The 24743-nt window shown below is 39.8% G+C and carries 20 protein-coding genes; all 20 read left to right on the forward strand.

From position 1 onward, the window contains the following. Nucleotides 1-48: 48 nt before the first annotated feature. Nucleotides 49-1743, forward strand: coding sequence for an endolytic transglycosylase MltG (gene mltG / locus F9B91_RS00845; protein ID WP_150922265.1), 1695 nt, complete (start codon nucleotides 49-51; stop codon nucleotides 1741-1743). A gap of 60 nt (nucleotides 1744-1803) precedes the next feature. Next, nucleotides 1804-2286 (forward strand): transcription elongation factor GreA, encoded by a 483-nt coding sequence (gene greA, locus F9B91_RS00850; RefSeq protein WP_000818748.1) that lies wholly within the window; start codon nucleotides 1804-1806, stop codon nucleotides 2284-2286. 75 nt (nucleotides 2287-2361) lie between these two features. Then, nucleotides 2362-3726: an amino acid permease gene (locus F9B91_RS00855; RefSeq protein ID WP_049543348.1), complete on the forward strand. Its 1365-nt coding sequence runs from the start codon at nucleotides 2362-2364 to the stop codon at nucleotides 3724-3726. A 100-nt stretch (nucleotides 3727-3826) separates the two neighbouring features. Next, on the forward strand, nucleotides 3827-4237 hold the full coding sequence (locus F9B91_RS00860; RefSeq protein ID WP_080983321.1) for a GNAT family N-acetyltransferase: 411 nt from the start codon (nucleotides 3827-3829) through the stop codon (nucleotides 4235-4237). 382 nt (nucleotides 4238-4619) lie between these two features. Further along, on the forward strand, nucleotides 4620-5465 hold the full coding sequence (locus tag F9B91_RS00870) for an ABC transporter ATP-binding protein (RefSeq protein WP_150922266.1): 846 nt from the start codon (nucleotides 4620-4622) through the stop codon (nucleotides 5463-5465). Nucleotides 5466-5480: 15 nt separating this feature from the next. Next, nucleotides 5481-6209 carry an ABC transporter permease gene (locus tag F9B91_RS00875; protein WP_049543346.1) on the forward strand — a complete coding sequence of 243 codons (729 nt, stop codon included), beginning with the start codon at nucleotides 5481-5483 and terminating at the stop codon, nucleotides 6207-6209. Nucleotides 6210-6592: 383 nt separating this feature from the next. Further along, nucleotides 6593-6802, forward strand: coding sequence for a helix-turn-helix transcriptional regulator (locus F9B91_RS00880; protein WP_001107500.1), 210 nt, complete (start codon nucleotides 6593-6595; stop codon nucleotides 6800-6802). Continuing rightward, complete coding sequence (locus tag F9B91_RS00885; protein WP_150922267.1) at nucleotides 6792-7280, forward strand: DUF6773 family protein; 489 nt, start codon at nucleotides 6792-6794, stop codon at nucleotides 7278-7280. The genes F9B91_RS00880 and F9B91_RS00885 overlap by 11 nt, the downstream gene beginning before the upstream one ends. 115 nt (nucleotides 7281-7395) lie before the next feature. Continuing rightward, nucleotides 7396-8856, forward strand: coding sequence for a nicotinate phosphoribosyltransferase (locus tag F9B91_RS00890; RefSeq protein WP_150922268.1), 1461 nt, complete (start codon nucleotides 7396-7398; stop codon nucleotides 8854-8856). Continuing rightward, complete coding sequence (gene nadE / locus F9B91_RS00895) at nucleotides 8853-9677, forward strand: ammonia-dependent NAD(+) synthetase (protein WP_150922269.1); 825 nt, start codon at nucleotides 8853-8855, stop codon at nucleotides 9675-9677. The genes F9B91_RS00890 and nadE overlap by 4 nt, the downstream gene beginning before the upstream one ends. 394 nt (nucleotides 9678-10071) lie before the next feature. After that, nucleotides 10072-10605, forward strand: coding sequence for a GNAT family N-acetyltransferase (locus F9B91_RS00900; protein ID WP_150922270.1), 534 nt, complete (start codon nucleotides 10072-10074; stop codon nucleotides 10603-10605). 166 nt (nucleotides 10606-10771) lie between these two features. Beyond that, nucleotides 10772-11482 (forward strand): thiol-disulfide oxidoreductase-associated membrane protein CcdA2, encoded by a 711-nt coding sequence (ccdA2, locus tag F9B91_RS00905; protein ID WP_150922271.1) that lies wholly within the window; start codon nucleotides 10772-10774, stop codon nucleotides 11480-11482. 13 nt (nucleotides 11483-11495) lie between these two features. Further along, a complete protein-coding gene (locus tag F9B91_RS00910; RefSeq protein ID WP_150922272.1) occupies nucleotides 11496-12059 on the forward strand; it encodes a redoxin family protein in 564 nt (187 codons plus the stop codon). A 9-nt stretch (nucleotides 12060-12068) separates the two neighbouring features. Then, entirely contained in the window at nucleotides 12069-13181 is a 1113-nt protein-coding gene (gene msrB / locus F9B91_RS00915) for a peptide-methionine (R)-S-oxide reductase MsrB (protein WP_150922273.1), read from the forward strand. Nucleotides 13182-13251: 70 nt separating this feature from the next. Next, nucleotides 13252-13989, forward strand: coding sequence for a response regulator transcription factor (locus tag F9B91_RS00920; RefSeq protein WP_150922274.1), 738 nt, complete (start codon nucleotides 13252-13254; stop codon nucleotides 13987-13989). Next, nucleotides 13986-15677: a cache domain-containing sensor histidine kinase gene (locus tag F9B91_RS00925; protein ID WP_150922275.1), complete on the forward strand. Its 1692-nt coding sequence runs from the start codon at nucleotides 13986-13988 to the stop codon at nucleotides 15675-15677. The genes F9B91_RS00920 and F9B91_RS00925 overlap by 4 nt, the downstream gene beginning before the upstream one ends. Before the next feature lie 114 nt (nucleotides 15678-15791). Then, nucleotides 15792-16355, forward strand: a complete 564-nt coding sequence (locus F9B91_RS00930; protein WP_000659517.1) for a TIGR01440 family protein — start codon at nucleotides 15792-15794, stop codon at nucleotides 16353-16355. Between the two features lie 2 nt (nucleotides 16356-16357). Beyond that, entirely contained in the window at nucleotides 16358-22282 is a 5925-nt protein-coding gene (locus F9B91_RS00935; RefSeq protein ID WP_150922276.1) for a ZmpA/ZmpB/ZmpC family metallo-endopeptidase, read from the forward strand. A 72-nt stretch (nucleotides 22283-22354) separates the two neighbouring features. Continuing rightward, complete coding sequence (gene pabB / locus F9B91_RS00940; RefSeq protein WP_150922277.1) at nucleotides 22355-24076, forward strand: aminodeoxychorismate synthase component I; 1722 nt, start codon at nucleotides 22355-22357, stop codon at nucleotides 24074-24076. Further along, on the forward strand, nucleotides 24077-24694 hold the full coding sequence (locus tag F9B91_RS00945; RefSeq protein WP_049543325.1) for an alpha/beta fold hydrolase: 618 nt from the start codon (nucleotides 24077-24079) through the stop codon (nucleotides 24692-24694). The last annotated feature ends 49 nt before the right edge of the window (nucleotides 24695-24743 follow it).

Consider the following 24743-nt stretch of genomic DNA (forward strand, 5'->3'; position numbering starts at 1 on the left):
CGTTTTTAAGATATAATATTATGGATTGTCAACGAGGAGGATAAACTTTTGAGTGAAAAGCCAAGAGAAGACGAAAAATTAAGCTTTAAAGAGCAGATTTTACGCGATTTAGAAAAAGTAAAACGTAATGAAGGGATTCGCCAAGAGGCCACTGAAATTGCAGAGAAAAAAGAAGCTCTATTTGTCCCTGAAACAAAACTCGCAGATGAAGATGTTATGGTTGCATCCCTATCAGCTGTTGAAAAAATTATGGAGAATGCACCACGTGTTCCAAAACATCCTAGTGAGGATATGCCTGCATCACCGGCAGATGAATCGAGAGTAGAAGCTCCGATTACTCCTCGTCATCCAAGTCAAGATGTTCCAGCTTCTCCAGCTGAAGAAAGTCCATCAAGACCGGTTCCGGGACCAGGAGCTGATCGTCCGCGAAATGTTGAAAAAGAATTGAATACAACTCCAACAAGAGTAGCTGTTTCTTATAAAACTGAAGCGAAAAAAGAGACACAGAAGGAAGCAACAAGACCAGAACCTGTTATGGAAACGGAAGCTGTTGAAGTTATTTCTGAAAGTCCACGTCGTAGTCGTCGTGAGACAGCTAAGCCTGTCAAGAAGAAAAAATCACATTTGAAGGCTTTCTTCATTTCTTTACTGATTTTCCTTGCCTTGATTTCGGCAGGTGGTTACTTCGGTTATCAGTATGTCCAGTCATCTTTATTACCAGTTGACGCTAATTCTAAGAAGTATGTAACCGTTCAAATTCCGGAAGGATCTAATGTCCAAGAGATTGGATCGACTCTTGAGCATTCTGGTGTGATTAAACACGGTGTGATTTTTGCTTTCTATGCGAAATATAAGAATTATTCAGATCTGAAGGCTGGATATTACAATTTGCAAAAGAGCATGAGTACAGAGGATATCATTAAGGAACTACAAAAAGGTGGTACTCCTGAACCTCAAGAACCTTCACTTGCAGATTTGACCATTCCAGAGGGGTATACAATTGAGCAAATTGCCCAAGCTGTAGGCCAATTACAAGGTGAATTTAAAGAGCCTTTGACTGCGGATGCTTTCTTGGCTAAGGTTCAAGATGATAACTTTATCAGTCAAGAAGCTACTAAATATCCAAGCCTACTCGAAAGCTTACCGACAAAAGAAAGTGGAGCTCGTTACCGTTTGGAGGGTTATCTTTTCCCAGCAACCTACTCTATCAAGGAAAGCACAACTATTGAAAGCTTGATTGATGAGATGTTGGCAGCTATGGATAAGACCTTGACCCCACACTATAGTGCAATTAAGTCTAAAAACTTGACAGTCAATGAATTGCTAACAATTGCGTCACTTGTTGAAAAAGAAGGTGCTAAGACTGAAGATCGTAAGTTGATTGCAGGTGTTTTCTACAACCGTTTGAACCTTGGTATGCCACTTCAAAGCAATATTGCAATCTTGTATGCCCAAGGGAAGCTTGGTCAAAATATTAGCCTAGCAGATGATGCTGGAATTGATACATCGATTAATTCACCATACAATGTTTATACAAAACCTGGTTTGATGCCTGGTCCAGTAGATAGTCCAAGTCAGGACGCGATTGAAGCAAGTATCAACCAAACTAAGAGTGAGAACCTCTACTTTGTAGCCAATGTTACAGATGGGAAAGTCTATTACGCGGTTACTCAGGAAGAACATGATCGCAATGTAGCTGAACATGTCAATAGCAAGCTTACTCAAAATAGTAGTTCAAACTAAGACTACAACAATGAGAATCTCAGATAGAGATTCAATACTATCGAAAGAAAGTTGAGAAAAATGGCAGAAAAAACATATCCTATGACCCTAGCGGAAAAGGAAAAACTTGAAAAAGAATTAGAAGAATTGAAATTGGTTCGCCGACCAGAAGTGGTAGAACGTATAAAGATTGCTCGTTCCTACGGTGACCTTTCAGAAAACAGTGAATACGAAGCAGCTAAGGATGAACAAGCCTTTGTCGAAGGACAAATCTCTAGCTTGGAAACAAAAATCCGTTATGCTGAAATCGTCAATAGCGACTCAGTTGCCGATGATGAAGTAGCGATTGGTAAAACAGTCACTATTCAAGAAATTGGTGAGGACGAAGAAGAAGTTTATATTATCGTAGGTTCAGCGGGTGCAGATGCCTTTGCAGGTAAGGTTTCAAATGAAAGCCCAATTGGACAAGCCTTGATTGGTAAGAAAACAGGTGATACAGCAACTATTGAAACACCTGTTGGTAGCTATGATGTAAAAATCTTGAAGGTTGAAAAAACAGCCTAAAAATAAAAAAAAGGAGTGAGGAGGCAGTGCGCTTCACTCACTCCTTTTTCCATTTTAAATTGAATTGGAGACGTTATGAGTTCAAAGAAGAAAAAAAATAAGATGGAGCGTGGTCTGACCAATCGTCACGTGCAGGTTATGGCCATTGCGGGAACAATTGGAACAGGACTCTTTTTGGGAGCAGGTCGCTCTATCAGCCTAACAGGTCCTTCTATTGTACTAATTTATATGATTACGGGAGCATTCATGTTCCTCATGATGCGTGCGGTTGGGGAAATGCTCTACCAAGACCCTGAGCAACATACCTTTATCAACTTTATCACGCGCCATTTAGGTAAGGGCTGGGGTTATTTCTCGGTTTGGTCTTACTGGCTATCCGTTGTCTTTATCGGTATGGCGGAAATCACTGCTATCTCTCACTATGTTCAGTTCTGGTTCCCTAGCTGGCCAAGTTGGATGATTGAGATTGGATTTTTGACTATTCTAGCCTTGGTCAATTTGATTGCGGTGAAACTCTTTGGGGAAGTTGAGTTTTGGTTTGCGATGGTCAAGATTGTGGCTATTTTAGCCATGATTGCCACAGGAGTCTTTATGGTCTTGACAGGCTTTAAGACACCACATGGAGTAGCAAGTTTGGCCAATATTGCTGACAATTTCTCCCTCTTCCCAAATGGTGGAGTTAACTTTGTCATGGCCTTCCAGATGGTTTTCTTTGCCTACCTCATGATTGAGTTTATCGGGGTAACGACTTCAGAAACAAAAAATCCACGTCAGGTCTTGCCAAAAGCCGTTAAGGAAATTCCTTTGCGTATCGCCTTTTTCTACGGTGGTGCCCTCTTAGCCATCATGGCTATCATTCCGTGGCGTGAACTTGCATCGGCTGATTCTCCCTTTGTTACAGTGTTTGAATTGGCAGGAGTCAAGTGGGCGGCAGCCTTGATTAACTTCGTCGTTTTGACATCAGCGGCATCTGCTCTTAACTCAACTCTCTACTCAACAGGTCGTCATTTGTATCAGATTGCCCATGATTCGCCAAATCGCTTCCTAAAAGCAATTAAGGCAGATACTCTCTCTCGCCACAACGTGCCACAAAATGCCATCATTGCCTCAGCAATCTTGATTGCCCTAGCAGCCTTTATTAACATCTTGCCAGGAGTTTCCGATGCCTTTGCCTTGATTACGGCATCATCATCAGGTGTCTATATCGCCATTTATATCTTGATTATGGTGGCTCACCTCAAGTATCGCAAGTCACCAGACTTTATGGCAGATGGTTATCTCATGCCCCATTATCGTTTCCTAAATCCTTTAACCATGCTCTTCTTTGTCTTTGTCTTTGTAACTCTCTTTCTACAAGAGTCTACATTTGTCGGAGCAATCGGTTCAGCTATCTGGATTATCGGTTTCGGGATTTATAGCCAGTGGAAATTTAGAAAATAGATTTGAAACTCATCAGCTTAGCTTGGTGAGTTTTTGCTAGTTTGACAGTCTATTGAAATAAGACTATAATCAAGCTGTAACAGTGTTTAAGGAGGTTTAGATGTACTTTAGATTGGAAAATAAGGAATCCCATAAATCACAAGAAATAGGGAATCTGATTCGTGTTTATAACCGTTCAAAAAGAGAAGAGGCTGAAAGTGAGCCACTTAATCTTTATGTCGAAGATGAAAAGGGCAATCTCATGGCAGGTTTGATAGCAGAGACTTTTGGAAATTGGCTAGAAATCGAGTATTTATTTGTAAAAGAAGAACTGAGAGGGCAAGGACTCGGTTCAAACCTATTGCAGCAAGCAGAAACTGAAGCTAAGAATCGAAACTGTCGTTTTGCTTTTGTCAATACTTACCAGTTTCAAGCTCCAGATTTTTATAAAATGCATGGCTACAAGGAAGTTTTTACCTTACAAGACTATCCCTACACAGGAAAAAGATTTTATTACCAAAAAGATTTGTAAGGAGAATATGAAATCATAAAGTAAAGAGGGGGCTTGACATAAGTATGGAGGTGGACTAATGGATATGAGTAACTATCGATAAGTAGCAGTTATAATCTACAAATTGTGTCTTTCTAGACGATATTGAGGACAATACAGTCGTAGCTAAGACATTAGATGTGAAATCCTACGATGCTGTAGATGTTTTGAGAAAATTGAATAAGCAGAAAACTCTCTATCATTTAGGTGGTAGAGAGTTTTTTGTTAATAAAATTTTACAAAATGACATTTATATATTGCATTAAGTTAGATATATGATATAATGTTGTTAAAAAGAGGCGCAACTTTTTAAAATTAATGAGAATCAAAGAGAAAACCAAGAATGTTAATGGAGGAATAAAAAATGGAAGTTATAAATGTAAGTAAGCATTATGTTCATTCAATCATTCTCAAAGATATAAATTTTGCACTTAATAAGGGTGAAATTGTTGGTCTAGTAGGGAGAAACGGAGTTGGCAAGAGTACATTGATGAAAATTCTTGTTCAGAATAATCAACCGACTTCAGGGAATATTATAAGTAGTGATAATGTTGGGTATTTAATCGAAGAACCAAAATTATTTTTATCTAAAACAGGTTTAGAGAATTTAAAATATTTGTCAAATTTATATGGTGTTGACTACAATAAAGAAAGATTTGGAAGTTTGATCCAAGAGTTAGATTTGACTCAGTCTATTAATAAAAAAGTAAAGACCTATTCTTTAGGTACAAAACAAAAATTAGCTTTGCTTCTAACTCTCGTTACGGAACCTGATATATTGATTTTAGATGAACCGACTAATGGTTTAGATATTGAATCATCACAAATAGTTTTAGCAGTTCTAAAAAACTTAGCTTTACATGAAAATGTGGGAATTTTAATATCGAGTCATAAATTAGAAGATATTGAAGAAATTTGTGAGAGGGTCCTTTTCTTGGAGAACGGGCTTTTGACATTCCAAAAAGTAGGAAAAGATAGACATAATTGCTTGTTTGAGATAGCTTTTTCATCAGCTACAGATAAAGACATTTTCCTTACCAAACAAGAATTTGGGGATATTGTTCAGGAAGAGGGACTGAAAATTACTATGTCTGGGAATATTCAAAGTAGTGAGCTTTTTAAATTTTTTAACGAAAACTCTATTAAAGTAGTTGATTTTGAAACTAAAAAAGAGACGCTTAAAGATATTTATCTAAATCGTTCAAAATAAAGGAAGGTTATAATCATGAAATTAAATAAATTGAATTTTCTTAAGGAAAATATAAGAGATTTATATTCATCAGGCGTAATATATCTCGGATTGATTATCTCGTTTATACCGCCGATACTGGTTACATTCTTTATTCTAAAGACTCAAGGGACATCACTTGGTATTAAGCATATTTCAAATTTTTATGCTATGCTCGGTATGTTAATGGCTGTTATACATGCTAACCGAATTATTAGCAGGGATTTTTCTAACAATACGATCAGTTTATTTTATAATCAAAAGAAAAATCGGATGATTTACGTCTTGTCTAATTTTCTATATGCCATCTCAGTTTCTATTATTTATGCTTTGAATGGCATTGTGCTACTAGTCATCGTATGTAAATTGGGTGTTCCAGGTGATTTAGGATTAGATTTTATAGTAGCTATTGTAGTCAATACAATTTTGTTAGTCCTATTTTATTTTCTATTATCTTACATTTTCTATTTATACAAATTGAAAAGTGGCTTGATATTTGGTATTTTAGTTGCTTTACTACTCTTTATCCCTAATATATTAAATACGATTATGATGAATACTAGTAATGATTTGTTTATCAAAGCAATTGAACTTCTTCCTTTTTATTCTTTACCTGTATTTGTGGCTTCAAATACGATGTCTATTAGTCAGTATCTTGTGGTAATCACTACAATCATTTTATTGTACTTTTTCACTCTCAAGAAAAGCAAGAAGTATTCATTTTAGTTTCGTTTAGTATTATTTTGCATACTTAAAACCAGCAAAAAATCAGTCATCTTGGTATGCTCCTTCTCTTGCTGTTCACCACGTTTTTGACTTATACTAGACTCATTTCCAAAAGCATTATATAATAGTAATATGAAACCAACTAAACTAAACAAGAAGTACAAGCAATAAAAACTCGTTTAAAAGATTCTACTAAAGCTAATACTAAACAAAAATAAAAGAGTAAACTAGGAAGTTTATTTCAAACAATCCAACATACTGATTTTAGGTTGAAGATAATATTGGAGTGCTAATTAATGAGGTTATAATAAATAGCTGACAGCTTGTGTTAGTTTTGGATTTTTTAAGAGTAGATGAGTATTAAAACTATAAGGAGGACGCAGGTGGCTAAAAATTTAAAATTAAAATTAGCTCGGGTTGAGCTTGATTTAACTCAAGGTCAACTGGCAGAGGCTGTTGGTGTGACACGCCAGACTATTGGTTTGATAGAGGCAGGGAAATACAATCCCAGTCTCTCGCTCTGCCAGTCCATTTGCAGATGTTTAGGGAAAACCCTAGACCAATTATTTTGGGAGGAAGAAGATGGTAAATAAATTTATTCATTATCAATTACTTGACGAAAGAGAAGAACAACTAATCAATAAAGCTGGGGCAGAGTCTTTTACCCTCTTCATTGGGCTTGTGCTTCTAAGCTATTTGGTGGCAGTGTTGGCTCCCTCTCTTTTTAATCCGAATTTTCTAGTGTATACTCTGATAGTAGGAATTTTCTTCTTTTTCAATCGTGCCCGTTATCTGGGAGTGACCTACTATAGTCGTTTTCATTTTACGATTTTGGGTTGTTTTTTCCTAAACTTGGCTATTACGGCTCTTTTGATGTTACAGAATTATCAATTCAACATAGAAATTTATCAGCACAATCCTTTGAATTTTAAATACCTATCTGCTTGGGCAATTACTTATGTCATTTACCTGCCCTGGGCCTTTATTGGCAATCTTGGTCTTAAGAGCTATGGCGAATGGGCTCAGAAAAAATTTGAACAAGATATGGCTGAACTGGAGAGTGGTGAATAGCTTGTTACTCTTTTCTCAATCCAGCTAAAATGTGATATAATAGTACTAATTTATTGGAACACATGAAAGTTCTTGAAAATTTTCATTGGTTTCTAGTTAAGGAAGTAGGAAAAGTATGTATCCAGATGATAGTTTGACATTGCACACGGACTTGTACCAGATTAACATGATGCAGGTTTACTTTGACCAGGGGATTCACAATAAAAAGGCGGTCTTTGAGGTGTATTTCCGCCAACAGCCTTTTAAGAATGGCTATGCGGTTTTTGCTGGTTTGGAAAGAATTGTGAACTATCTTGAAGACTTGCGTTTTTCAGATAGTGATATTGCCTATTTGGAGTCGCTTGGCTATCATGGAGCATTCTTGAATTACCTTCGCAATTTCAAGTTGGAGTTGACCGTTCGTTCTGCCCAAGAAGGGGATTTGGTTTTTGCTAATGAGCCGATTGTGCAGGTGGAAGGCCCTCTAGCCCAATGTCAGTTGGTCGAAACAGCTCTTTTGAACATCGTTAACTACCAGACCTTGGTGGCTACTAAGGCAGCACGTATTCGTTCAGTCATTGAAGATGAACCCTTGATGGAGTTTGGGACACGTCGGGCTCAAGAAATGGATGCGGCTATCTGGGGAACACGCGCAGCGGTGATTGGTGGTGCCAATGGAACTAGCAACGTGCGTGCTGGTAAACTCTTTAATATTCCTGTCTTGGGAACTCATGCCCATGCCTTGGTACAGGTTTATGGTAACGACTATGAGGCCTTTAAGGCTTACGCTGCGACCCACAAGAATTGTGTCTTTCTTGTGGATACCTATGACACCCTTCGTATCGGTGTGCCAGCTGCTATTCAGGTGGCGCGTGAGCTGGGTGATCAGATTAACTTTATGGGTGTGCGGATTGACTCTGGGGATATTGCCTACATTTCTAAGAAAGTTCGTCAGCAACTGGACGAGGCTGGATTTACAGAGGCTAAGATTTATGCTTCTAATGATCTAGATGAAAATACCATCCTTAACCTCAAGATGCAAAAGGCCAAGATTGATGTCTGGGGCGTGGGTACCAAGCTGATTACAGCCTATGACCAGCCAGCTCTTGGGGCAGTTTATAAGATTGTTGCAATCGAAGATGAAAATGGCCAGATGCGCAATACGATTAAGCTGTCTAATAATGCGGAAAAAGTGTCTACGCCAGGTAAGAAGCAGGTGTGGCGTATTACCAGTCGTGAAAAAGGCAAGTCAGAAGGAGACTATATCACTTATGATGGTGTAGATGTTGCCAGCATGACAGAAATCAAGATGTTCCATCCGACCTATACTTACATCAAGAAGACGGTTCGTAATTTTGATGCCGTTCCTCTCTTGGTGGATATCTTCAAAGACGGGAAATTGATATACAACCTGCCTAGCTTGACTGAGATTCAGGATTATGCTCGTAAGGAATTTGACAAGCTTTGGGATGAATACAAGCGTGTGCTCAATCCGCAGCATTATCCAGTGGATTTGGCGCGTGATGTATGGCAAGACAAGATGGACTTGATTGACAAAATGCGCAAGGCAGCCCTTGGTGAAGGAGAAGAAGAATGAGTTTGCAAGAAACGATTATCCAAGAGCTGGGTGTCAAACCGGTGATTGATGCCCAGGAAGAAATCCGTCGTTCCATTGATTTCTTAAAAAGATATTTGAAAAAAAATCCCTTCCTTAAAACCTTTGTACTAGGGATTTCTGGGGGACAAGACTCAACCTTAGCAGGACGTTTAGCTCAATTGGCTATGGAAGAACTGCGAGCAGAAACGGGAGATGACAGCTACAAATTTATCGCTGTCCGCCTGCCATATGGAGTACAAGCCGATGAAGCAGATGCTCAAAAAGCCCTAGCATTCATCCAGCCAGATGTCAGCTTGGTTGTGAATATCAAGGAATCAGCTGATGCCATGACAGCTGCAGTTGAAGCGACAGGTAGTCCTATTTCAGACTTCAACAAGGGAAATATCAAGGCACGTTGCCGTATGATTGCTCAGTATGCCCTTGCTGGTTCCCATAGTGGAGCGGTCATTGGAACAGACCATGCTGCGGAAAATATCACAGGTTTCTTTACCAAGTTTGGTGACGGTGGTGCGGATATTCTCCCTCTTTACCGACTCAATAAACGCCAAGGAAAACAACTATTGAAGGAACTTGGTGCAGACCCAGCCCTTTATGAAAAAATCCCAACAGCAGACCTAGAAGAAGACAAACCAGGCCTAGCTGACGAAGTAGCCCTCGGAGTCACTTATGAAGAGATTGACGACTACCTAGAAGGCAAAACAATCAGCCCAGAAGCCCAAGCAAGAATCGAAAACTGGTGGCACAAAGGCCAACACAAACGTCACCTACCCATCACTGTATTCGATGACTTTTGGGAGTAAAAAGGTCCGGGGGACCTTTTTACCCCGAGTTTAGAAATAAGAAAATGAGGAACCTCCAGTGGAGGTTTTCAGCATCTCACCTTGAAATAAAAAAGAGAGAGAAAATTCGGTAACTAGAAGAGTTCGATTTTCCTTGTCTTACCCCCGCAACGATGACTAGGTTTGAAAAAGCTTGGAAAAGCGCATTTCAAACCAGACAGCGACTGCGTCAAGTAACTAGAGTAAAAACTTGTTTTCTAGCTGTTACTGAGTTTAGTTTTTTTACCCCGAGCACGGAAATAAATAAGCGAGGAGGTCCGGGGACCTTTTTAGATTGAGCCTTGAAATTCAAAAGCAAAGTAAATTTAAATTGAGGTTGGGCAGAGAATCATCTATCAGAAAGCGAGGTAGTATCATGCAAGTATTACAGACAGATCGTTTAATCTTGCGAAGATTTTTGGAAAGTGATGCAGAAGCCATGTTTCAGAATTGGGCTTCGTCCGCTGAAAATCTAACCTACGTCACTTGGGATCCTCATCCTGATGTCAAGGTGACTCGAAATTCGATTCGCAATTGGGTTGCCTCCTATGCCAATCCCAACTATTACAAATGGGCCATTTGTCTCAAAGAAAACCCGGAGCAGGTAATAGGAGATATCAGCATCGTTGCAATAGATGAGAATGATTCTTCTTGTGAAATTGGCTATGTGCTAGGCAAGGTTTACTGGGGACATGGGTTTATGACAGAAGCATTGAAAGCTGTCTTGGACTTCTGTTTTACTCAAGCAGGTTTTCAAAAAGTTAGAGCTCGATATGCCAGTCTCAATCCAGCTTCAGGTCGTGTCATGGAGAAGGCTGGAATGTCCTATCTAAAGACTATTAGCAATGGTGTAGAGAGAAAAGGCTATCTTGCGGACCTTATTTATTATCAGATAAGTAGGGAAGACTAGTGAATTTTCCTTTCAGTTTCCATCAAAGTCAGGCTTTGTCTGGCTTTTTTTGCAACATTTTTTACATAATCTGATTAAATTCCTATTTTTCCCTATCATTGTCCCTGTTTTTCCTTGAGTTTTGGGGCTATAATAGTCCTATCAAATCAAAGAATGGAGGAAGGCGATGGATAATATAATCTTTTTTATCAGTGTGTTTCTTGCTGGAATTCTTTCCTTCTTTTCTCCTTGTATTTTACCCTTGTTACCGGTCTATGCAGGGGTCTTGTTGGATGACAAAGATGGTACCCAGGCTTCTAGCGAAAAATTTTCAATCTCACTTGTTAGTCTATTGAGAACTCTGGCCTTTATAGCGGGGATTTCCTTTGTTTTTATCTTACTGGGCTATGGAGCTGGTTTTTTAGGCAATTTGCTTTATGCTTCTTGGTTTCAGTATGTGACGGGTGCGGTGATCATTCTCTTGGGCTTGCACCAGATGGAAGTCTTACATTTGAAGGGACTCTACAAGGAAAGAAGGCTACAATTACAGGGACAGGGGCAAAAGGGTAAGGGCTATAGTCAGGCATTTTTACTGGGATTGACCTTTAGTTTTGCTTGGACGCCTTGTGTGGGGCCGGTTCTTGGCTCTGTTTTGGCTTTAGCGGCTTCAGGTGGCTCAGGTGCTTGGCAGGGAGCTGCTCTCATGTTGATTTACACGCTGGGTTTGGCGCTACCATTTTTGATTCTAGCTCTAGCCTCCAGCTCTGTTTTGAAACATTTCCGAAAACTCCATCCTTATCTAGGAACCCTCAAAAAAGTGGGTGGTTTCCTCATTATCGTGATGGGAATTTTGGTGCTTTTGGGAAATGCTTCTATTTTGACAAGATTATTTGAATAGAGAGGAAAAAGAAATGAAAAAATGGCAAACATGTCTCCTTGGAGTAGGCTCAATCTGTTGCTTGGCAGCCTGTTCGGCTAAAAATATGTCAGACGAATCTACTATGAAGGAGCAAACCAAAACAGAACAAGTCAGTGGGCGAACTGCCACCAAGGGTCAGGCAGTTGCTGATTTTGAACTGACGGGAGTAGATGGTAAGACCTACCGCTTGTCTGATTATAAGGGCAAGAAAGTCTATCTTAAATTCTGGGCTTCTTGGTGTTCCATCTGTCTAGCCAGCCTTCCTGATACGGATGAAATTGCTAAAGATGCTGGTGATGATTATGTGGTCTTGACGGTAGTGTCTCCTGAACACAAGGGAGAACAAGCTGAAGCAGACTTTAAGAACTGGTACAAGGGCTTGGATTATAAACATTTCCCAGTTCTAATTGACCCGTCAGGTAAACTTTTGGAAAGTTATGGTGTTCGTTCTTACCCAACTCAAGCCTTTATAGACAAGGAAGGCAAGCTGGTCAAAACGCAACCAGGTTTTATGGATAAGGATATGATTTTAAAAACATTGAAAGAAATGGGGTAGCGAAAGGTCATGAATGATAAAGTAAAATTGTTTGTCTTGGCAGGAATTTTTGTCCTAGCTATAAGTGGTTTCTATTTTCTATTGATGCGAAATGCAGGGCAGACAGATAGCTCGCAAATTGAGAAAGCATCAGTTAGCCAAGGAGGAAAAACAGTGAAAAAAACAGAAGTTAGCAAAGACGCAGACTTGCACGAAATTTATCTGGCTGGAGGTTGTTTCTGGGGAGTGGAGGAATATTTCTCACGCGTTCCCGGTGTGACAGATGCCGTATCAGGTTATGCGAATGGTAGAGGGGAAACAACCAAGTACGAATTGATTAACCAAACAGGTCATGCGGAGACTGTCCATGTTACTTATGATGCCAAGCAAATTTCCCTCAAGGAAATCTTGCTTCATTACTTCCGAATTATCAATCCAACCAGCAAAAATAAACAAGGAAATGATGTGGGTACCCAGTATCGTACCGGTGTTTATTATACAGATGATAAGGATTTAGAGGTGATTAACCAAGTCTTTGATGAGGTGGCTAAGAAATACGACCAACCTCTAGCAGTTGAAAAGGAGAGTCTGCAGAATTTTGTAGTGGCTGAGGATTACCACCAAGACTATCTCAAGAAAAATCCAAATGGCTACTGCCATATCAATGTCAATCAGGCAGCCTATCCCGTCATCGATGCCAGCAAATATCCCAAACCAAATGATGAAGAATTGAAAAAGACCTTGTCACCTGAGGAGTATGCAGTCACCCAGAAAAATCAAACAGAACGGGCTTTCTCTAACCGCTACTGGGATAAATTTGACTCTGGTATCTATGTGGATGTAGCAACTGGCGAACCCCTCTTTTCATCAAAGGACAAGTTTGAGTCTGGTTGTGGTTGGCCTAGTTTTACGCAGCCAATCAGCCCAGATGTTGCCACCTACAAGGAAGATAAATCCTACAATATGACGCGCATGGAAGTGAGAAGCCGAATTGGAGATTCTCACCTTGGCCATGTCTTTACGGACGGCCCACAGGACAAGGGTGGCTTGCGCTACTGTATCAATAGTCTCTCTATTCGCTTTATTCCCAAAGACCAAATGGAAGAAAAAGGCTATGCTTATTTACTAGATTATGTAGATTAAGAAGTCTTTCCTAAGCAGTTAGAGGAGAATTTTGCTATACTGATACTAGTAAGTGGTAAAGGAGCAGGGCATGACCTACACAATCTTAATTGTAGAAGATGAATATCTAGTAAGACAAGGCTTGACTAAGCTGGTCAATGTAGCAGCCTACGATATGGAAATCATCGGTCAGGCTGAAAATGGAAGGCAGGCTTGGGACTTGATTCAAAAGCAGGTGCCAGACATCATTTTAACCGATATCAACATGCCTCAGCTAAATGGCATCCAGTTGGCCAGTCTGGTCCGAGAAACCTATCCTCAGGTGCATCTAGTTTTTTTGACAGGCTACGATGATTTTGATTATGCCTTGTCTGCTGTCAAACTCGGTGTAGATGACTACTTGCTCAAGCCCTTTTCTCGTCAGGATATCGAGGAAATGCTGGGGAAAATCAAGCAAAAGTTGGATAAGGAAGAGAAAGAAGAGCAGTTACAAGATTTATTGACTGATAAGTTTGAGGGAAATATGGCCCAGAAAATCCAGTCCCATCTGGCTGACAGTCAGTTTAGTTTAAAGTCTTTGGCCAGTGACTTGGGCTTTAGTCCGACTTATATGAGCTCCTTGATTAAGAAAGAGTTGGGGCTGCCTTTTCAGGATTATCTGGTACGAGAGCGTGTCAAACAAGCCAAGCTCTTGCTTCTGACCACGGATTTAAAGATTTATGAGATAGCCGAAAAGGTTGGTTTTGAAGATATGAACTACTTTACTCAACGTTTTAAACAGATTGCAGGTGTGACCCCTCGTCAGTTTAAGAAGGGAGAAGGTCGATGAAGCGTTCTTCTCTCCTAGTCAGAATGGTTATTTCCATCTTTCTGGTCTTTCTCATTCTCCTAGCTCTGGTTGGGACTTTCTACTATCAATCTAGTTCTTCAGCCATTGAGGCTACTATTGAGGGCAATAGCCAGACGACTATCAGTCAGACTAGCCACTTTATCCAGTCTTATATCAAAAAATTAGAAACCACGTCGACTAGTTTGACCCAGCAGGCAGATGTTTTATCCTATGCTGAGAATCCCAGTCAAGACAAGGTCAAGGGAATTCGAGATCTGTTTTTGACCATCTTAAAGTCAGACCAGGACTTGAAAGCTGTTGTGCTGGTAACCAAGTCTGGTCAGCTCATTTCTACAGATGACAGTGTGCAGATGAAAACTTCTTCTGATATGATGGCTGAGGATTGGTACCAAAAGGCCATTCATCAGGGAGCCATGCCCATTTTGACTCCAGCTCGTAAATCAGATAGTCAGTGGGTCATTTCTGTCACTCAAGAACTTATTGATGCAAAGGGAACCAATCTGGGCGTGCTTCGTTTGGATATTTCCTACGAAACTCTAGAAGCCTATCTCAACCAGCTTCAGTTGGGTCAGCAGGGCTTTGCCTTCATCATCAATGAAAACCATGAATTTGTTTATCATCCTCAACACACAGTTTATAGTTCGTCTAGCGAAATGGAGGCCATGAAACCCTATATTGAGACAGGGCAGGGCTATACTCCAGATCACAAATCCTACGTCAGTCAAGAAAAGATTGCTGGAACTGATTGGACGGTGCTTGGTGTGTCTTCGCTGGAGAAGTTAGACCAGGTTCGGAGTCAACTCATGTGGACCTTGCTTGGGGCCAGTATCACCTCTCTTCTTGCTTGTCTCTGCTTGGTGTGGTTCAGTCTTAAACGCTGGATTGCTCCTTTGAAGGATTTGAGAGAAACCATGCTGGAAATTGCTTCTGGGACACAAAATCTGCGTGCCAGGGAAGCTGGTGCCTATGAACTGAGAGAAGTGTCTCGTCAGTTCAATGCCATGTTGGATCAGATTGATCAGTTGATGGCAGATGTTCGCAGGCAAGAAGAAACGACCCGTCAGTACCAACTTCAAGCTTTATCAAGCCAGATTAATCCGCATTTCCTCTATAACACCTTGGACACTATTATCTGGATGGCTGAATTTCAAGATAGTCAGCGTGTGGTGCAGGTGACCAAGTCCTTGGCTACCTACTTCCGCTTGGCGCTCAATCAAGGCAAGGACTTGATTTGCCTCTCTGACGAAATTAATCATGTCCGCCAGTATCTCTTTATCCAAAAACAACGCTATGGAGATAAGCTGGAATACGAAATTAATGAAAATCCTGCCTTTGATAAGCTAGTTTTGCCCAAGCTGGTGTTACAACCCTTAGTAGAGAATGCCCTGTACCATGGCATTAAGGAAAAGGAAGGTCAGGGACATATTAGAGTTTCTGTTCAGAAACAGGGTTCAGGACTAGTCATCCGCATTGAGGATGATGGGGTTGGTTTCCAAGATGCTAGCGATAGTAGTCAAAGTCAACTCAAACGTGGGGGAGTTGGTCTTCAAAACGTTGACCAACGGCTCAAACTTCATTTTGCAGAAGATTACCAGATGAAGATTGATTCTGCCCCTGACAAAGGGACGACGGTTGAAATATACATAAATGGAATAGAAACTAGCTAACTCCCAGTCAATTCTGGGAGTTTTATGCGTAATTGGGCAAGCTTTCTAGGTTGTCTATCTTGCTAAAACGTAGAAAAAACGATATGATAGATAATGACAAAAGAGGTATCAAGTATGAAGGAAAAAGACATTCAAAGAGAAACAAGCCAGATTGTAAAAGATGTATTAGAAAAGGCCAATTTGAAGCAAGGATCCATTTTTGTTTTGGGCCTTTCTTCTAGTGAAGTGATAGGTGGTCAGATTGGCAAGGAATCCAGCCAAGAAATTGGGGAAATCATCGTGAAGACCATCCTAGATATCTTAGAGGAAAAAGGAATTCATCTAGCTGTTCAAGGTTGTGAACATGTCAATCGGGCCCTCGTTGTTGAACGTCAGGTGGCAGAGCAGTTTGGCCTGGAAATCGTCAGTGTCCTTCCAACTCTCCATGCAGGAGGTTCAGGTCAGTTGGCAGCCTTCAAGTTTATGCAAGATCCAGTTGAGGTTGAATTTATCAAGGCTCATGCTGGATTGGATATCGGAGACACTGCAATTGGCATGCATGTCAAGCATGTTCAGGTTCCGATTCGCCCTCTTTTGAGAGAGATTGGGCATGCCCATGTAACGGCTCTCGCTAGCCGTCCAAAATTAATTGGAGGTGCGCGTGCGCATTATCCACAAGATTCTATCAGAAAGTCGTGAGAATGAGAAAAACAAAACAACAACTAGAAAAAATCACCAAATATTCGATTCGTAAGCTAACTGTTGGGGTAGGTCCTGTAGCCATCGGGGCCTTCCTTTTTGGTGCTAGTACTTTTTCAGTAGATAAGGTGCAAGCCAATGAAGTTGGTGGAGCTCATAGCGTTCATTACCGTTATTTGGCGGAGCAGGAATTGACTGAGTCTGAAAAAGCCCTGATTCACCATGAGGTTCCTACAGAATTTCAAGATGATGATATTCTTTATGTAGTTTATCGCAAGAAGGTAACTACCAGTCAACAACTTCCTTATACAGGAAGTAAGGAATTAGCTTTGGCAGGTCTTGGCTTGGCAACTGCTTCTCTAGCAGTCTTTTTGGTGTCTAAAAAAGGTCGTAGAGAAGTTCTAGGTGTTCTCTTGATTGGTTCTTTAGGAGCCAGCACTTTTGTACCTTATGGGACATTCGCATTTGAAAATAAAGAATTGCTCTCTTATAACCAAACTATTTCAGCCTCTACACATGAAGGCTTGGCTGAAGGGATTATCCACATTGATGGTTATGAATACATCGGATACTTCAAGGAAGCAGAACTCCATCCATCAAGACCAGCTTCAGCTGAGAAGCCTCAGTTGCCAGTTGAAAAGCAAAATGCAAATGAAATCGAGAAAACAGAAGTCGTTCAAGAAAGACCTGCTGTCACTCCAGAAACTGTCATCGAAAAACCTGTAGTAGAGAATCCAGTTGCTCCTGCTGTTGAAGAAAAACCAGTTTCTGAGAAGCCTCAGACAAGACAAGAAGAGAACTTGGTGGAGATTCCTTTTGAAACGGTCACAATCCCAGATGCGAATCTAGCAGAAGGACAGACTCGTATCGTCACAGCTGGAGTAAATGGTCAGCGTCGCCTTGTAACTAAAGTATCGATGGTCAACGGTCAAGAAGTTAGAGAAGTCATCGAAAACCAAGTAGTCCAAAATCCTGTGTCGCAAGTTATTGCAGTCGGAACTAAGAAAGAGGTGCAACCTGCCCCAACTCTAGTACCACAAGCTGAACCAACTTACCAAGTAGCAAAAGGTACACAAGAAGAAGGTAAGACAGGCCAAGCCTTAACGCAACCTGAATTGCCAGATGCTCCAGTAGAAGTAAAAGGAACTCAAGAAGAAGGTAAAGAAGGCCAAGCCTTAACGCAACCTGAATTGCCAGATGCTCCAGTAGAAGTAAAAGGAACCCAAGAAGAAGGTAAGGTAGGACAAGCTCTGACGCAACCAGAATTGCCAGAGGCTCCAGTAGAAGCCAAAGGAACTCAAGAAGAAGATAAAGCAGGTCATGCCCTTGTACAAGAACAGTTACCTGAGTACAAAGTAACTGAGGGAACCCTTGTTGAAACATCGACTACAGACCTAGACTACAAAACTGAAACGACTGAGGATCCAACCAAGTATACGGACGAAGAAACTGTCGTAAGAAATGGTGAAAAAGGAAGTCAAGTTACTAAAACAACTTATAAAACAGTAGAAGGTGTTAAAACTGACCAAGTTCTTTCAACTAGCACAGAAGTTACCAAGGAGCCTGTAAACCAACAGGTAAGTCGTGGTACAAAACCAATTGAAGGAACTCTTGTAGAAGAAAGTCTTGAAAAGATTCCATTTAAGGAAGTTGTTAAAGAAGATGACCAACTGAAAAAAGGCTTAGAAGTTGTAGCTCAAGAAGGAAAAGAAGGCCAGAAAAAAATCACCAAGACCTTTAATACCATTAAGGGAGTTAAAACAGAAGACGCTCCAAAAGTTACAGAGGAAATCCTTGAGGCACCTCAAGACAAAATTTTAAAACGTGGTACCAAGAGTTTTGAAAAACCAGTTTTGACCATCACAGCAGTTGAACCTAAGGATTTCAAGCGTACTTCAGATGTTAAATATAGTCTAGAAAATCCAAGTAAGGCGGCCATTAAATCTATCACCCTAACTCTGAAAAAAGGTGATGAGATTGTGAAAACCTTGAATGTTTCACCAGACGACTTGACAACGACCCTGACAGATTTGCAGTACTACAAGGATTATAAACTTGAAACGAAGATGGTTTATGACCGTGGTGAGGGTGATGAGGAAGAAGTTCTGAAAGAAGAACCGCTAAGAATTGACCTCAAAAAAGTTGAAATCAAAAACATCAAAGAAACAAGCTTGATGAGTGTGGATGCTGAAGGAAAAGAAACAGATAAGAGCTTATTAACTGAAAAGCCAACAGATGTTGCTCCATTATATTTACGTGTAACAACGCATGATAATAAGACAACAAGACTTGCAGTAAGTTCTGTTGAAGAAGTGGTTGTTGATGGAAAAACATTGTACAAAGTTGTAGCAAAAGCTCCTGACTTAGTTCAACGTAGAGCTGATGATACACTAAGTGAAGAGTATGTTCATTACTTTGAAAAACAATTACCAAAGATTGGAAATGTCTATTACAACTTTAAAGAACTCATTGAGGATATGCAAAAAGACCCAACTGGTGAGTTTAAACTTGGTGCAGACCTTAATGCAACTAACGTACCAACTCCAAATAAGGAATATGTACCTGGTAAATTTAGCGGTCACTTAACAAGTGTTGATGGTAAACAATATTCAATCCACAACATGGCACGTCAACTATTCGGTAATATCGAAGGTGGTTCAGTTAAAAATATTAACTTAGCTAACGTTAACATCAATATGCCTTGGATTGAAAACATTTCTGCCCTTGCTAGATCTGTTAAAAATGCTACTGTTGAGAACGTTAAAGTTACTGGTAGCATTCTTGGTAAAGATGGAATATCTGGTATCACTAATAAGGTAGATATTGGTGGACAACTGACAAATATTGCCTTTATCGGGAAACTTACTGGTGTTGGTGATAGACCTTGGGGTATGGCTGGTATCGCCGGTGAAGTTTGGAAAGGTAACATTAAGAAAGCTTATGTAGATGCTGATATGGTTGCTAATAAAGCTCGTGCTGGTGGACTTGTTGCTGTTACGGATAACGGTTCTGATCCTAACGGTATTGATAAATATGCTTCTGTACGTAATGCGGTGACTAAAGGTACTATCGATATTAAGAACCCTGTTGAAGTTGGTGGTTTCATCAGTAAAAACTGGACATGGGGTAGAGTTGCAGATACTGTTTCAATGATGAAAGTTAAAAACGGTGAAGAATTCTACGGATCTAGAGATATTGATACTGAAGATGGTTACTATACAAACGATGTACTAGAAAGAAACTTTGTAGTAAAAGATGTTAGTACAGGTAGTCGTTCATATAAACGCTCACGTTCTAATAGAATTAAAGAAATTAGTCTTGAAGAAGCAAATAAAAAAATCGAGGCAATGGGTATCACAGCCGATAAATTTGAAATTGTTCCACTTGTGGAAGATAAATTGAATCAAGCCAAACCAAAAGCTGATACGTATAAAGATACTCAAGATTACAATGCAGAACGTGAGCTTGCATACCGTAATATTGAAAAACTTCAACCATTCTACAATAAAGAATGGATTATCAATCAAGGAAATAAAATTCCTGCAGGTTCTAAATTATTAACGACTGAAGTATTATCTGTAACAGGTATGAAAGATGGACAATTTGTAACGGACTTATCTGATGTTGATCATATTATGATTCATTACGCTGATGGTACGAAAGAAGAAAAAGCTGTATCAGCTAAAGCTACGTCAAACGTAGAACAAGTAAAAGAATACGGTATTACAGATTTAGGTGATGTAGTTTACACACCAAATATGGTAGTTAAAGATCGTACTCAACTAATCAGTGAGATTAAAATGAAATTAGATAGTGTTCAATTAATTTCACAAGAAGTTCGTGACTTAATGGATAAACGTAATAAACCAGCTGAGAATAGTGAAAATCATAAGAACAACTACATTCGTAACTTGTTCCTTGAAGAAAGCTTTGAAGAAACGAAAGCTAATTTAGATAAATTAGTCAAAGCTTTAGTCGAAAACGAAGACCATCAATTAAACGGTGACGAAGCAGCCATGAAAGCTCTTCTTAAAAAAGTAGAAGATAACAAAGCTAAAATAATGATGGCTCTTACTTACCTCAATCGTTATTATGGAATTGAATATGGTGACTTGAACATTAAGAATATGATGATGTTTAAACCAGACTTCTATGGTACGACACCAAGTGTTATTGACAGATTGATTCGAATTGGCTCGCAAGAAAAGAACTTAAAGGGTGATAGAACTCAAGATGCATACCGTGAAATTATTGCAGGAGACACTGGTAAAGGTGATTTACGTAGTTTCTTAGATTATAATATGCGTCTCTTCACAAATGATACAGATCTTAACGACTGGTTTATTCACTCAGCGAAAAATGTTTATGTTGTAGAACCTGAAACAACAAATCCAGATTTCAAAAATAAACGTCATCGTGTCTTTGATGGTCTGAATAATAATATGCATGCACGTATGATTTTACCATTATTGAACTTGAAGAAAGCACATATCTTTATGATTTCAACCTATAATACTATGGCTTATAGTTCATTTGAAAAATATGGTAAAAATACGGAAGCTGAACGTGAAGCTTTCAAAGAACGTATTAATTATGTAGCTAAAGCACAACAAACATACTTAGACTTCTGGTCACGTCTTGCACTTCCGAATGTTCGAGATAGACTGCTTAAGAGCCAAAATATGGTTCCTACACCTGTATGGGATAATCAAGCTTATGCGGGTATTAAGGATGCTAATCGTCGTGGATATGGTACAGATGGTAAGGTAGCGACACCAATTCGTGAGTTATTTGGTCCAACAGATAGATGGCATCAAATTAATTGGAATATGGGAGCGATGGCTAAAGTCTATGCAAAACCATATGAAGATGAACAAGTTTTCTTCATGGTAACAAATATGTTAGAGGACTTTGGTATTTCAGCATTTACACATGAAACAACTCACGTAAATGACCGTATGGCATATCTTGGTGGTCATGGACATCGTCAAGGTACAGATCTTGAAGCGTACGCGCAGGGTATGTTACAAACGCCTGATAAATCAACTTCAAATGGTGAATATGGAGCATTAGGGGTTAATATGGCTTATCATCGTCAAAATGACGGAAATCAATGGTATAACCCAGATCCTGAAAAATTACAGACTCGTGAACAAATTGATCACTATATGAAGAATTACAATGATGCTCTTATGATGTTAGATCATCTTGAGGCTGATGCTGTATTACCGCAGTTAAATGGAAATACGAGTCGCTGGTTCAAGAAAATGGATCGACAATATCGTAATGGAAATTCAGGCCATCAGTTCGATAAAATTCGTGAGTTGACAGAGGATGAGAAAAAAGTAGCAATCAATACTATTGATGATTTAATTACTAATAACCTAATGACGAAACATGGTGCTCCTGGTGATGGTACTTATAATCCAACGGACTTTGGGTCTGCTTATGTCAATATGAACATGATGACTGGTATCTATGGTGGAAATACAAGTACAGGTGCTCCTGGTGCGGCATCCTTTAAACACAATACATTCCGTATGTGGGGTTACTTCGGATATGAGAATGGATTTGTTGGATATGCTTCTAGTAAGTATCAAGATGCAGCTAATAAAGAAAATAATAAGATGTTAGGTGATGACTTCATTATCAAGAAAGTTTCTAATAACAGATTTAGTACTCTTGAAGAATGGAAAAAAACTTATTATCAAGAAGTGAAAGCAAAAGCTGACAAAGGATTTACTGCAATTGAAATTGATGGTAAACAAATTACTAATTATGCTGAGCTAAAAGTCTTATTTGATAAGGCGGTTGAGGCTGATCTAGCAGGTGGAGGAACAGCTAAAACTGTAGAGCTTAAATCAAAAGTCTTTAAAGCACTTCTTAAGAATACAGACGGATTCTCAGGAAATCTTTTTAAAGCATAGATTGTATTAAATAGATGAGTAAAAGGTAGATTAAGTTTTTCTTGATCTGCCTTTTTATGCTATACTTGAAATATGCATAGAAAAACAGTGATTGATTTTAGGGCTTTGGGGGAGAGATACATCTTTACCCAGCCGATTAAAGAGTTAAAAACGAGAGATGTAGAAGAAGTGGCAGATTTGCTGGCACAAGTGGAAAGCTACCAAGAGCAAGGCTATTATGTAGTGGGTTATGTCAGCTACGAGGCTGCACCTGCTTTTGAGGAGAAATTAGCAGTTCATAAAGCTCCTTTACTGGCAGAGTACCTGCTATATTTTACCGTTCATGATAGCGTAGAAACATCCCCTATTCCCTTGACTTATGATGAGGTTGATTTGCCTTCAAATTGGCAGGAAGTAACATCTGCAGCAGACTATGAAAAGGCGATTGCTCAGATTCACCATCATTTGCGGCAGGGAGACACCTATCAGGTCAACTACACCGTTCAACTCAAACAGGACTTAAGTGCCAATCCTTTTGCCATATACAATCGCATGGTGGTAGAACAGGAGGCGGGCTACAATGCCTATGTTGAACATGACGAGATGGCAGTGATTTCCATGAGTCCAGAGCTCTTTTTTGAGCAAAATGGTCGTGAATTAACGACTCGCCCTATGAAGGGAACAACTAAACGAGGTCTGAACGACGATGATGACTTGAAAGAGGCCGCTTGGTTGGAGCAAGATCCTAAAAATCGCTCTGAAAATATGATGATTGTGGACCTCTTGCGCAATGATATGAATCGTATTTCTGAAGTGGGGAGTGAACATGTGGAGCGTTTGTGTCAAGTGGAGCAATATTCGACTGTCTGGCAGATGACTTCGACTATCAAGAGTCGGTTGCGAGAGGATGTTGACCTTGTTGAAATCTTCCGTTCTCTCTTTCCTTGTGGTTCCATAACGGGAGCTCCAAAAATTGCGACTATGGAAATCATAAAGGGCTTGGAACCACAACCGCGTGGAGTCTACTGTGGAACCATTGGTCTCTTGCTTCCAAATGGACGACGGATTTTTAATGTGGCCATTCGGACCATTCAACTCTACAAGGGACAAGCTATCTATGGAGTTGGCGGAGGCATTACATGGGATAGCACTTGGGAGTCTGAATACCGCGAGGTTCATCAAAAGGCAGCAGTTCTCTATCGTAAACAAGCTCGCTTCCAATTAATTACAACTGGAAAAATCAGCCAGAAGAGCTTGTTGTTTGAAGATCAACATTTGGAAAGATTGAGAACAGCTAGTCGGTATTTTGCCTTTCTATTTGATTCAGAAAACTTGAAACAAAAGATAGAGGAAGAGTGTCATGCTTGTGATGCTAATCAAGATTACCGCTTGCGTATTTCTCTCAGCAAGTCTGGAGAGATAGAAGTCGAACGCCGAGTATTAACACCCCTCAGTCCAAGTTTTTGTCAGGCCAAACTTTGTCTGCAGGAAGTTAATTTACAACAAGCCTTTACCTACTTCAAAACAAGCTACCGACCTCATTTGAGCCTAGGGGAACAAGAGATCATTTACTACAATAAGTCAGGAGAAATGCTTGAAACCTCTATCGGAAATTTGGTTTTGAAAATCGCTGGGAAACTCTATACACCGCCAGTCCGACTTGGAATCTTACCAGGAATTTACCGTCAGCATTTGCTGGAAACAGGACAGGTAGAAGAGAAAGTCTTGACCTTAAAAGATTTAGCCCAAGCAGAAGCTATTTACGGTTGTAATGCAGTGAGGGGCTTGTATGAATTAATCCTAGAGGAGAACTAAATGAAATTAATATTTTTACATGGCCTAGGTCAGTCAGCAGATAGTTGGAAAGAAGTGCAAGAGTTGCTTGTAGATTATTCTTCTGAAGCCCTAGAGTTATTTCCTTCCGGAGTTGCTACCTATCAAGAAGCCAAGGAGCGAGTATATCAGTACCTAGCTCAAGAGACTGAACCTTTTGTTTTGGTTGGATTGTCCTTAGGTGCTGCTCTGGCACTAGAACTTTCCGGTTACGATTTACCAAATCTCCGAGCTCTGGTTCTATCAGGATGTCCACTTAAACTGTCCGGTAATATCCTATTTTATCTTCAGTTGCTGATATTTAAATTGCTTCCCAAAAGGGTATTTGAAAAACAGGGGGCAGATAAGGCTCTTATGGTTGGTATTTCCGAAGAATTAAAAACACTTGATTTAAGGGAGATTGCAAAGACTTGCCCCTATCCAACCTTGCTAATTTGTGGTAGCAAAGATAAACCGAATCTTAGTTCTATGATAAGTCTTCATAAACTAATATCAGAATCCCAATTTCAGATTATCCCTGACGGTCCTCATGTCTTGAATAAGGAAAAACCAAAGGAGTTTGTAGAAAAGACCAGAAGTTTCCTTGAATTACTGAAATAAGTTTGATAAAATAATATTGAAATCGATAACATTCCTATAGGAGAAGGAA

Origin of the sequence: Streptococcus mitis, assembly GCF_008763935.1 — a bacterium.
GTDB classification, from domain to species: Bacteria; Bacillota; Bacilli; order Lactobacillales; family Streptococcaceae; genus Streptococcus; species Streptococcus mitis_DB.